An 11171-nucleotide genomic window follows, 5' to 3' on the forward strand; every position below is an offset into this window, starting at 1 on the left:
AGCACACCTTGAGCAAGCTATTACTAAAGCGCCTTACATTGCTGAGTTATACTTGGAACTCGCAAAAGTTCGCTATCAACAAGGTAATATTAAACAAACACAAACCTTGCTTGAGAAAGCTATCGAACTAGAACGTGATAACCAAAAAATCGATGTATATCAAGCTAAGTTACTATCCTTGCAGATGGATAAGTAACTTAGCCAATTAATATTTATAGCGAATAATAAAAGCTCAGCCACGCTCGCATTTCATCCTCAAAACTGTCGCCTTCTACTCGCGACAGTCCCATATTAAATATTAAGTCATTTATACCAGCAGGCCCCATTCCAAAACTAAAATCACCTTGGTGTTTTATCCCGTAACTTTGTGCATATACGGTGCCGTCGAGTTGATGCTGCTTGTAATAAAGCCACGGCATGCCTTCTTTAAAGCTAAAGCCGCCACCGTAACCTTGATAGCGCTTTGCAGCTGCGCTATAAAAAGGCAGCTCAGATGAAAGTACATATTCACTATTTTGCTGCTGATTAATAAGATTTGAGCTAAAGCCACCTAATGCAAGGCTGCTGTCATCACGTTGTTTTTGAGAAAAATTTGCATAAAGAGGAATACCAAACGCTTTACCAAAAATTTTGGCGACTAAATCGTAACCTTGCCAACTATTACTTTTACTACTGCCATCGTACCAACTTGCATAAAGGCTTTGGCCTATCACAAAGTCTTGACGATCATATTGCCAACTTTGGGCAACGCCTAAACGCGTCCAATTTTTATGGCGTTGTTTATAATCAGTGTAATTGTAGGCAAGCTCCGGCGTTAAACTTAGCTGCCCAAATTTAACAGGGTAACTTATTGCAGCAAAACCACCACGGGCATCCATATCTGCATTTAGCCTTTGTTGATACTGGCGCGATGTATTTAAATTATAGTCAAACAGTGCAAGTTTCAGTTTTACATCAAGCGCATTATATTTTGCCTGCACATAACCACCGTGCAGTGCTCCATCGTGTAAATCAGTGCTATATCCCGCTTGCAAGTCGAGCTGTTTTAATAAATCGCTACTTTTAATGCTTAAATCTAACAAACTGGTAGAAGCCGAATAATACTGCGTCCCTAGTGCAAAAGTAGCGTGCTGCTCGAGCACGTTGTAATTTGTTTGCTGCGTTGTTTGATGCGTATATATTTTAGCTTTTGGAAGCGTATGTTCGTTTACTATTAGCAGCGGTGCTTTTTTGTTAGCTGCAAACTCAGTAACTACAGTGCTGTTTATAGCTTTTGGCAATGTTTTTACATTTGGCCCATCTGCGGTTATCGAAAAATAGAGTAACGAGCCATCGGCCAGTTCAATCGGGTGAGCAACGGCTTCCTGCCCCTGAGTTAACTTGCTGAGTGTTTTACTCTCTATGTTGTAGTTATAAATATCAGTAGCGCTATTTAAGCCTGCAACAAAGTAAAGTGACTCACCATTATGGCTAAAGCTAGGCTGACTTAAATATTGATACCCGTTTGGCATAGGTATTAATTGCTGCTTATTACTACCCACATCTTGTATATACAATTGCCAGTTTTCATTTAATGACGTTGATAAATAAGCTAATTTAGTTTCATCAGGACTGAGTATTGGGTAATCGTAAGTTGTCTCAAGGCTTTTTGTAAATAATGGTGTGGTGGTTTGCGTATTGAGATCAACCTTTACTAATTCAGAGTAGCCACCTCTTATTTGCTCGCCATACAAGGTTTCACCGTTACTGGTTACGCTAAATCGTCGTATACCAGCAAGCTTGGTAAGCTGTGTAATATTTCCAGTGTCAGTGTTATAGCTAAATATATCTGACACTTTATTATAAATACCCGACTCTTCATTGCTGTACGCATTAAAATATAACGTTGTGCTATTTACCCATTGCGGGTTTGCAATACCGGCTCGATTAATTTGATTAAGCACTTGTTTTTGTTCGCGCTTAAACACACTTGGCGCTGTATCGGGGATGTCTTGTGCATCGTTTTTGAGTAGCTCTTTTTGCGCTTTAGTAAACTCCTCTTGCGCCTTTATGTTGTCGTCCGTGCTATAAATTATAAGCTTGGTATTGCTCTCTTTGTCTCGCTCAACAATTGCAATTTTACTACCATCTTTTGAAAGTGCAGGGTTACTTGCATATAAGTTAAGTTCAAGCCAAAGTTCACTATTAAGTAACGGCTCTCCTTGTTCTATTTGCATTGCTTTATAGGTATATTCAGCTATAAATCGGCGATATAGCTTGGCTGCACTTTGCCCAAACACACCGCTAAATGCCTCATCAAAATCACGCGTTTTTACGCCTTGCATTCGCGTCCAAACACTATCGAGTGTTTGCTCTGAATAGTTTTGCTCTAGCCAATTTAAAAAGCGGCTCCCCATTAAATACGCCATTGAGCCGCCCATAAAGCCCTGCTCGCCATTTAATTGCCCATAGGTTGGCAAAGCACCTTGCTGAGCAAATTCTCGCAGTATTGACTCTGAGTAGTTATCAAATAAACGCCCACGGCCCGTCATTTTAGACTCAATCAATGTGGCATAACCTTCGGCTACCCAGCGCGGTGTATCACTGTAAGTTAAGTCGTATAAATCCCATATGCCACGTACTTTTTGCTGCCAGTGATTGCGTGTAGGCTGTGCTAAATGCACTAAGTGAATATATTCATGCAGTACAAGTAACTGCTGCCAGCCAGCGCTGTTTGATATAACGGTGTCGGATTGTGGTGGGGTTGTAAAAAGTGCCATTACAGGATTATTTGAGGTAGGTAGCGCAAAGCCATTTGCCGCATTTAGGGGATCAAACACCACTACATCAACTGTTTTATCAAGTGTTCGGTTTTGCTGCTCAAGCACTTTGGTGCGTACTATTTCAAGCTCTGCTGCAGTTGATTTAGCAAAATCAGCATGCTCAACACTGTAGTGAATGTTGAAATGTTCGGTATGAATAGTTTGCCAATCGGCTGCAAAGATCGGTGCTGCTAGTAATAAAGCTGATGCGATAAGTGTTTTTTTCATGAGCGTCCCTAAAATAATTCCTTAATACCATCTAGGGTATTATTAAATGTCTTTCATGGGCAGTAAGAAAATGTAATAAAACATGTGAAAATGGGTATTTACACATGTTTTATTAGGGTATTTTACATCCAGCTGCGAGTATCTGACTCAATCTGCTTAATTGTAAAATCAATAATAAAGTCAGCATCTTGCTGCTTTATGTAGGGCATAAATACAAAGCCTGAAGCAAGTTGTATATACAGGCTTTTTAAGCCTGACTTTCTCATTAGGTACGTACTTATACTGCGCGCACTTTGCGCTTTATAAAGCTCAAAAACACGGTAATGAACGCCAATCATACCTTTGCGTACAACCATGTAAAATCGACCATTATCCTCATGCATGTAATAACCATAACGCTGATACGACAAAGTCACCAAGCCAGAAAACACCACTAAAACACCAAGGCTTATCAAAGTATTAATATCAGCAATAAAACAAAAGCCAAACACTAATACACTGGGTAACAGTGAATAAAAGCCTAAATTTTTATACAAAAGCGCTCGCTCTGCGCGCTTAAAAGCGAGTTTTTTACTATTAAACCACGGGTAAATCCATTGGCATACACTATCAACTTGTTCGCTATTTAATACAGGTAGTACTAACGTTTGTTTATTTTTTTTAGCCGCCACACCGGCTGCTATTCCGCCGCTACTTGCTTGTAAACACTCAACGGTAAATCGCTTTAGTAATCGCCCCATTAGGTTTTGTTTAATAACAATAGATTGCACTTTGTCCATGCTCATTGAAAGCTGATGGCGCTCTAACAAGCCAGCAATGCGTTTAAACTTTTGACCTTTAAAATAAAGCTCAAAATTATAAAAACGAATAAGCGACATAGTCACCGATAGCATTACAGCCACCAAAACTAACAAACCAATTAAGGTGATCATCGCAAAAGTAGCAGCGCTGGCCAGCATACCAAGCTCTTGTTGGTAAAAGCCTTCTACTTTCGCAATAATTTGCTTCTCTAAAAAATCAACAATTAGGTTTATAAAAGGGGCAAAAGCAGCGATTGCTAAAATAGCCATATTCGACATTAAACCAAATTTGGCTATTTCTTTATTGCTAATGCTTAGGCTGTTTTCGATAGTGTCTGTTTCGCTTTGTTCAGTATTTGGTGCTTCTTGCTGTTGCTGCGCTTTAAAATCAAATATTTGTTTACGCATTTGCTGTGCATAATCTTTAGTGACACCTGGTAAAACAACTTCTTGCGACACACTGCCAGCGGCATCAAAAATACAATTAACTAAGTTTACGGGGGTAAAATAAAACGGCTCGGCAATATTAACGTTTTGCACGCGGCCAAATTTAAGCGTAAGTCGCTCTTTTTTAAATACACCTTTGTTAAGCAATATTTCGTTGTCGCTACTAATACTAAACTTAAAATTTAAATAATATAAAAATGAGTAAACAAGTAGCAAAATTAGTGCAATACCGCCTGCAACCTGCGCCCAAAACAACTTATTTTCTACTTGAGTAACAAATACGACTAGCATGGGCAGTAAGTTTAAAAGGCCATCTTTTACAAAGCGCACACTAAAGTGCACAACAAAGTATAAAAGTGCCCAGGGCGATACTTTTTGCCAGTAAATAGGGCTGGCTTTATCTTCGATAGTTGTATTACTCATCGACTAAAGCTGCCTGAGTAGTTGCGTCGTCTTGGCGGTAGTTTTGTACAAATTGGCGCATGTTTTTACAATCATCATGGGTTAGCCCGCTAATTTGTAAATCCGCACTTACACCGCCAGCGCTAAATAATTTAATGCTCGCAAGACTAAGTTTTCGCTCTATTGGCCCTTGGTGTATTTCCATATGCTGTACACGCGCTAAAGGTAATACCGTCACTTGTTGCCAAATAACGCCTTTTTTAAAAGCAATGTCATGTTCTCGCACTGCAAAACCTCGCAACCTCACACTTATTATGTTGTACGCCATAGATACGGCTACCAAAATTGGCATACCAATTAGCAAATACGTTTGTGCATTATTAGCAAAAGCTTCATTAAAATAACAAACAGCAATAAGCGCTCCAATTAGCGGTACATAAAACAGAAGCGAGCTAAGTTGTGTATGTAATAAGGCTTTATCAGCCAATGGCTTAAAGCTAATATCACTATGCTTTGGCAAATCCATTATTTGTTGATTGTTAAACACTATTTGTCCCTATTTCTGCTTTTAATTATGACTAGCTTACCAACTAATGGTGGTTATTAAGGTGTGGCTTTGTTTTGGCTCAAGCGTTACTTTATCTGTCAGTACATTAGCGGCCTCTAGGCAGAGCATTGTTTTATATTCATCGTCAGCAAAGTTAGATAAGCGTTTTGACTTTTCTATCCATGGATTCCACAGCACACACGAACTTGAGTTTTCGCGGCTCACATTAATAACACCTTCTGGCGTGTTAATGGTTTGTACTGCATTTGCTTGTGTATAAACCATATCGGTTTCGCGATTAAAGTTTACAACATCATTTTGTACAAATGGCCCTTCACTAAACTCAATATATTGCGCGCCTTGCAAACCATCAACATGGGTATTTGTAATATCTGAGGTTGGAAAATAGGTATGCAATGCTTGAGTAAAGCTAAATGGCACACTTCCTAAGTTAGTGGTCGTTAAGCGAACCTGTAATTTATCGCTTAATATAAACTCAACTTTTAATGCGCACTGATGCGGCCAATACGTTGTATTAACAAGTTTCATGGGGAGCTTTAAACTAACTGTAATTTGCTCATCAGATTCGTGTACTTCATCGGCTTGCCATACGCTTGTGCGCGCAAAACCGTGGGCAGGCCACCCATCATTAGCGTGTGTACCAAACCACGGCCAACAAATAGGAATACCGCCTCGAATACTTGCCCCTTCTTGATAGGTTTCCTCTTGTGAAACCCAAATAAGTGGCTTGTTATTTTTAGGGATAAACTCGGTAATTTGCCCACCTTGCAAAAATATTTTTGCGTCGCACTTTTCACTAGCTACTTTAATAAACTCAAGTCCGGATTCGCTTTGCTCAATGCTAACTGATGGCGATAATTTCATACCTTCCCCCTATAATACTGATACTAAAGATTTTTAATGTTTACATCTAAACAATAATGCATGCTTAAAGTATACGCTATTGATATTAAATATTGATTGCTGAATTTGTTCATTGCCGATTAATACATATACAGTAAACTCACAAACAATTACTTTGTACTAACAGCTGTAAATGAATAATACTAAAGTCTATACAATAAGACTTGCCAATTATTCACAACATACGTACTGTGCGCAACTTAATGCACACAAGGTGCTAAGAAAATTTACCAATATTTAAACAATATAATTTTACATTAGTTACTGCTCTAACTATTAAAAACCAATAAAAGCGGGCTAAAGTACAATATATTATTTGAATTCAATTTATTTGATGTGTAACATTTCGCGATTACGGCAAACTACCGCCCCATCGACGAGATAAGCAAATGCAAAAATATGACGAGTTATTGATTTCTTTACGTAAAGTTATCCGCGCGATTGACTTACATTCTAAGCAGCTAAATAAAACTTCGGGTTTAACTGGCCCACAATTGCTTATAATGCAAGAAGTGCAAAAAACCGATGGAATAACGGCGAGCCGTATTGCTCAAAATGTAAATTTAAGCCCAGCAACGGTCACCAATATTCTCGACAGAATAGAAAGCAGAAACTTAGTAACACGCGTACGCAGTCAAATGGATAAACGCAGAGTGAGCTTATACCTCACCGATAAAGGAAAAGAGTTACTTGATAAAGCACCTCAGCCATTGCAAGAACACTTTATTGAAAAGTTTTCTGCACTTGCTGAATGGGAACAGAGCCTTTTACTCTCATCAATGCAGCGTGTAGCCGCAATGATGGATGCAGATAAATTAGATGCATCGCCCCTTCTAGAAGTTGGTGCGCTTACTCAAGCTCCTAAAGAATAAATAATAAAAAAAATACATAGTTTTTGTACTTACCCTAAACGTAAGGCGTTTTTTTACGTCTTGAATTTTTTATTTTTTAATCAAAATCTGAGCGGCAATTATGACTAAACTCTCAAAATTAACACTAGCACTAGTTCTAGGTGGTGTTACAAGTACTTCTTATGCGTCTGATGATCTAGACACGTTACAAAGCCAACTTAAGCAGTTAAAGCAACAAATGCAACTGCTTGAAAATAAGTTAGCTGATGAAAAAACAAAACAGCAAAAAATTAATGAGCTACACAAGCAAGAAGTTGCAAAAATTAGTAAAAAAGCTGATAACAAAGAAGTTGTTGCTGCCGCCGAATCTGAGAAAAAAGACGAAGGCGTTAAAATTGGTGGCGCAGTGCGTTTTAATTACAGCACTAATTCATACGATGAAGACACTCAAGATCGTAGCGGCGACTTAGACTTTGAAGTATTTCGCATTAACTTATCTGGCGAAATAAACGATATTTCTGTTAATGGTGATTTTCGCTTTTACGATTACATGACCATTGTTAAGTATGCATACTTAGGTTACGAATTTACTGATGGCTGGGAAGCACAAGCTGGTATTGCACCTGTCCCTTTTGGTAATGGCCCATACAACTCACACAGCTACTTTTTTAGCACTAACTACTATGTTGGCCTAGAAGACGACTTTGACTTGGGTGTAACAGTAAACCGTAAACTAAAAGATAACTGGAAACTAGACCTAGGCTTTTTCAAAAATGATGAAGTAGGCGGCGTTGATGGCAGCTCTGAAGTTAACGAGCGTTACTCTTTTGATATAGTTGGTAGCCGTGCAACAACCGAAGGCACATACGATGCACCTGGCTCTCGCCTTGGTGAATACAACACATTTGCAGCTCGTACAGTGTACCAAATTGAGCATGGCGAAAACGCTAAAACCGATGTGGGTGTATCACTATTAAGTGGTGGCTTACATGATGGTAACGACCGTGCAGGTAACTACGGCGCATGGGCGTTCCACGTAAACAGCCAAATAAATAACTGGAATATTCAATTTCAGCACGGTGAGTACGACTACGACCTAGACGACAACAGCAACCGCTTTGTTGTAGGTGCGTTTGACTACTACGATACCGTATCAAGCGAAGCTACTATGACTAACTTTAACGTAGCTTACGACCTATCGGTTGATTTAGGCCCTATAACAGGCGTACAGTTTTACAACGATTACGGGATCATTTATGACAAATCTGACGACAGTGCAGATACATGGATGAACGTAACAGGTATGAGCGTATCAGCAGGCCCGTTATTTACGTACTTTGACTTTATTCAAGCACGTAACCAGCCATTTATTGGCGGAACAATTATTGGTGATGGCGATACAGAGCGTCGCTTTAACATCAACGTAGGTTACTACTTCTAGATAAGTAAAACCTATTTTATAAATTTAAAAGGGCAAACTTAGTTTGCCCTTTTTTATGTTTTTACACTTCGATTTTATAACTATTTGGCCTACAATCGAAAGTATCAGCCATTACTAAAAAGAGCCTAAGTGAATATAAAAGCAGTGTTTATTTGTTATAAAAACTTATGGTTTAAAACACTTGGCTTAATACTTGTAGCCTTGGGTATTATTGGCATTGTGCTGCCGGTCATGCCTACCACTATATTTTTTATTTTAGCGCTCACCTGCTTTACTCGCTCATCACCCGCGCTTGAACAATGGCTGTTAAACCACCCTCGTTACGGTGTAACTTTGCAGCAATGGCAAGCCCATAAAGTAGTGCCTGTAAAAGCCAAATGCTACGCCGCCATTGGCATGTTAATTGGATTTACATTTTTACTGTATTCAGCCGCCCCTATTTGGGTTATTTATCTCGTTGCAGTAATAGAAGTATTGGTAATGATTTACCTTATTTTAAGACCTTCCAGCCCTCCTAAGCGTTAAATATTCATTTTTTACCTGCTTACCGCCTTTGTTTTAAAGTTTTTATGTAAAGATAAGTAAGTAAATTTGTAATAGCTAATGCAAATCATTATCATGCTGTAAATTTAATTTATTTACTGTTTTTATGTCGTTTATTAACAAGCGGGCTTTGTATAGCACAAGCCGTGCTCTACATATTTATATTTCTACAGCTTTGTTTTTTTTGCTTATCTTATTTTGCGTTAGCGGCATTGTGCTCAACCATATTGATTGGCTTAAAAACGATAAAAATAATGGCCAAGTAACGGCGGTAATTCCAGCAGAGCTAGTTACCAAAGCGAATGAGCAGCTAAATACGCTGCCAACGCTTTACCCTGAAATAGAAGCTTACCTAGCCGAGCAATATGCACTTACAAAAGTAAAAAGCATTGAGTGGGAAAAAGAAGACGCGCTTGTCATGCTCGACTACCCACTGCCTGCTGGGTTTGCCTACGCAGAGCTTGATTTTACAACTGGCGAGCTAAATCTTGATTACCAAACAGGTGGCTTTTTAAGCCTTATTGGCGACTTACATAAAGGCCGCCACAGCGGTGAAGTATGGAGTTGGGTAATTGATATATCTGCCGTACTAATGATTTTATTTGCCATCACCGGCATGATTATTTTGTTTCAAAATAGAAAAAAACGCTTAGCAGGAATATGGATAACCGTACTCGGAGTGGTAACTCCACTGGTTATTTATTTATGTTGGGTTCCACAAATAAAAGGAGTGTCTTAATGGTTAAATTTAAATTATTTATAAGCGCCGCATTACTGCTCGTAGCTGCGTTTTTTCAAACAACGGCGCATGCAAAAACACCACAGCTAGAGGTTGAATTAACGCTGCCTGACTTAGAAGTACAACCGTATCACCGCCCATACGTTGCAGTTTGGCTTGAAACACCAGAGCGCAAACACGTTACAACGCTTGCACTTTGGGTGCAAAAAGCAGAATGGTTTAAAGACTTACGCCAATGGTGGCGTAAAGCTGGTAAAAGCGATGCCAACTTTGACGGCATTAGCGGCGCAACAAAACGCGCAGGTACTTACACCATAAATTGGCAAGGTAATGATTTAGACGGTAACCCAGTAAAACCAGGTAAATACTTACTAAATATTGAAGTTGTACGCGAAGAAGGCGGCAGAGACTACACCCGCGTTGAGCTTGATTTAACTAAATCAGGCAAACTGACAATTGATGGTAAAAACGAGTTTTCTAAAAGCTTCGTCACTGTAAGCACTAAGTAGCTGCTACTTAATCATTTGAATTTAAGGAAATACAATGAAAATTAATTTATTAAAAACGGCATTAATCGGCGCATTGAGCTTATCTGCTTTAGTGTCAACTTCAGCAAGTGCACACGGACGTTGGTTACTACCTTCGCATACATCTTTATCAGGCGATAAAGCGCATTACGTAATGATTGACGCTAGTATCTCTAACGAAATGTTTGCACCAGACAAAGCCTTTAAACCTAAAGAAAAAGGCGCCGAGTACGACGACACATTATTAATGGCACTTGCGCCTAATGGTGAGCCAGTAAGCGACACCATTCGTGCTTATTACTTAAAGCGTAAAAGCTCAGCTGCGGTAAGCTTAACAGAGCAAGGCACTTACCACATTGCAATGACCCAAAAGCCAATGTACATGACCTTCTATAAAAACGAAGAAGGTAAGCGCCAGCGCGTATTTGGTAAAAAAACAGAAGCCGAGTTACCTAGCAATGCAAAAGATGTAACGACAACGAAGGTTGTTTCAACAGTAGATACATTTGTAAGCCGAAATGGCACCTCAAAACCTGCACAGCTAGGTTTAGGCTTAGAGCTTAGCGGTCCAACGCATCCAAACGATTTATTTGTAGGTGAACAAGCACGTTTTCAGTTACTACAAGATGGTAAATCTGCTGGTGAAGGCGTTGAAGTAAGTATTTTAAAAGGCGACACACGCTACCGTAACGAGCGTGGCGAAGTAAAAGTAACGACCGATAAAGACGGTATGTTTACAATTACGTGGAAAGAGCCAGGCCTATACCTAATCGAAACCTCTAACAAGGTTACCGTAAATGAAGAAGGCGTAGATGCAGGACGTTATGCATTATTTACAACGCTTGAAGTTGCCCCTGAATAATTTAAATTACTAAATTTAAAAAATTGAAAGGCCAAGCATTTGCTTGGCCTTTTTACGTC

Annotated in this window: 10 protein-coding genes and 1 pseudogene; 7 read left to right on the forward strand and 4 right to left on the reverse strand. The window is 39.2% G+C overall.

The genetic code is table 11. The features are described 5' to 3' along the window. Positions 1-196, forward strand: a pseudogene (locus H5072_RS03810) (hypothetical protein); the annotation flags it as partial. Positions 197-212: 16 nt separating this feature from the next. Here H5072_RS03810 and H5072_RS03815 read toward each other — a convergent pair. From H5072_RS03815 to H5072_RS03830, 4 genes are all read right to left on the reverse strand, one after another. Continuing rightward, positions 213-3029 carry a PD40 domain-containing protein gene (locus H5072_RS03815; protein ID WP_182692754.1) on the reverse strand — a complete coding sequence of 939 codons (2817 nt, stop codon included), beginning with the start codon at positions 3027-3029 and terminating at the stop codon, positions 213-215. A gap of 122 nt (positions 3030-3151) precedes the next feature. Then, entirely contained in the window at positions 3152-4699 is a 1548-nt protein-coding gene (locus H5072_RS03820) for a PH domain-containing protein (RefSeq protein WP_182692755.1), read from the reverse strand. Next, the gene (locus H5072_RS03825) at positions 4692-5225 is read right to left on the reverse strand and encodes a PH domain-containing protein (protein WP_024596094.1); all 534 of its coding nucleotides are present in this window, start codon (positions 5223-5225) and stop codon (positions 4692-4694) included. Before H5072_RS03825 ends, H5072_RS03820 begins: the two co-directional genes overlap by 8 nt. 36 nt (positions 5226-5261) lie before the next feature. Beyond that, positions 5262-6110 carry a D-hexose-6-phosphate mutarotase gene (locus H5072_RS03830; protein ID WP_182692756.1) on the reverse strand — a complete coding sequence of 283 codons (849 nt, stop codon included), beginning with the start codon at positions 6108-6110 and terminating at the stop codon, positions 5262-5264. 428 nt (positions 6111-6538) lie between these two features. Here H5072_RS03830 and H5072_RS03835 point away from each other — a divergent pair, with 428 nt between their 5' ends. The 6 genes from H5072_RS03835 (at position 6539) to H5072_RS03860 (ending at position 11112) form a co-directional block, all read left to right on the forward strand. Beyond that, the gene (locus H5072_RS03835) at positions 6539-7021 is read left to right on the forward strand and encodes a MarR family winged helix-turn-helix transcriptional regulator (RefSeq protein WP_182692757.1); all 483 of its coding nucleotides are present in this window, start codon (positions 6539-6541) and stop codon (positions 7019-7021) included. A gap of 100 nt (positions 7022-7121) precedes the next feature. Continuing rightward, a complete protein-coding gene (locus H5072_RS03840) occupies positions 7122-8441 on the forward strand; it encodes a carbohydrate porin (RefSeq protein WP_182692758.1) in 1320 nt (439 codons plus the stop codon). A gap of 129 nt (positions 8442-8570) precedes the next feature. After that, complete coding sequence (locus tag H5072_RS03845; RefSeq protein WP_182692759.1) at positions 8571-8966, forward strand: YbaN family protein; 396 nt, start codon at positions 8571-8573, stop codon at positions 8964-8966. Positions 8967-9090: 124 nt separating this feature from the next. Further along, positions 9091-9723 carry a PepSY-associated TM helix domain-containing protein gene (locus H5072_RS03850; protein ID WP_182692760.1) on the forward strand — a complete coding sequence of 211 codons (633 nt, stop codon included), beginning with the start codon at positions 9091-9093 and terminating at the stop codon, positions 9721-9723. Next, a complete protein-coding gene (locus H5072_RS03855) occupies positions 9723-10232 on the forward strand; it encodes a DUF2271 domain-containing protein (RefSeq protein WP_024596098.1) in 510 nt (169 codons plus the stop codon). Before H5072_RS03850 ends, H5072_RS03855 begins: the two co-directional genes overlap by 1 nt. Before the next feature lie 34 nt (positions 10233-10266). After that, positions 10267-11112: a DUF4198 domain-containing protein gene (locus tag H5072_RS03860; protein ID WP_182692761.1), complete on the forward strand. Its 846-nt coding sequence runs from the start codon at positions 10267-10269 to the stop codon at positions 11110-11112. The last annotated feature ends 59 nt before the right edge of the window (positions 11113-11171 follow it).

The organism is Pseudoalteromonas sp. SR45-5, from assembly GCF_014163565.1.
Lineage (GTDB): Bacteria > Pseudomonadota > Gammaproteobacteria > Enterobacterales > Alteromonadaceae > Pseudoalteromonas > Pseudoalteromonas distincta.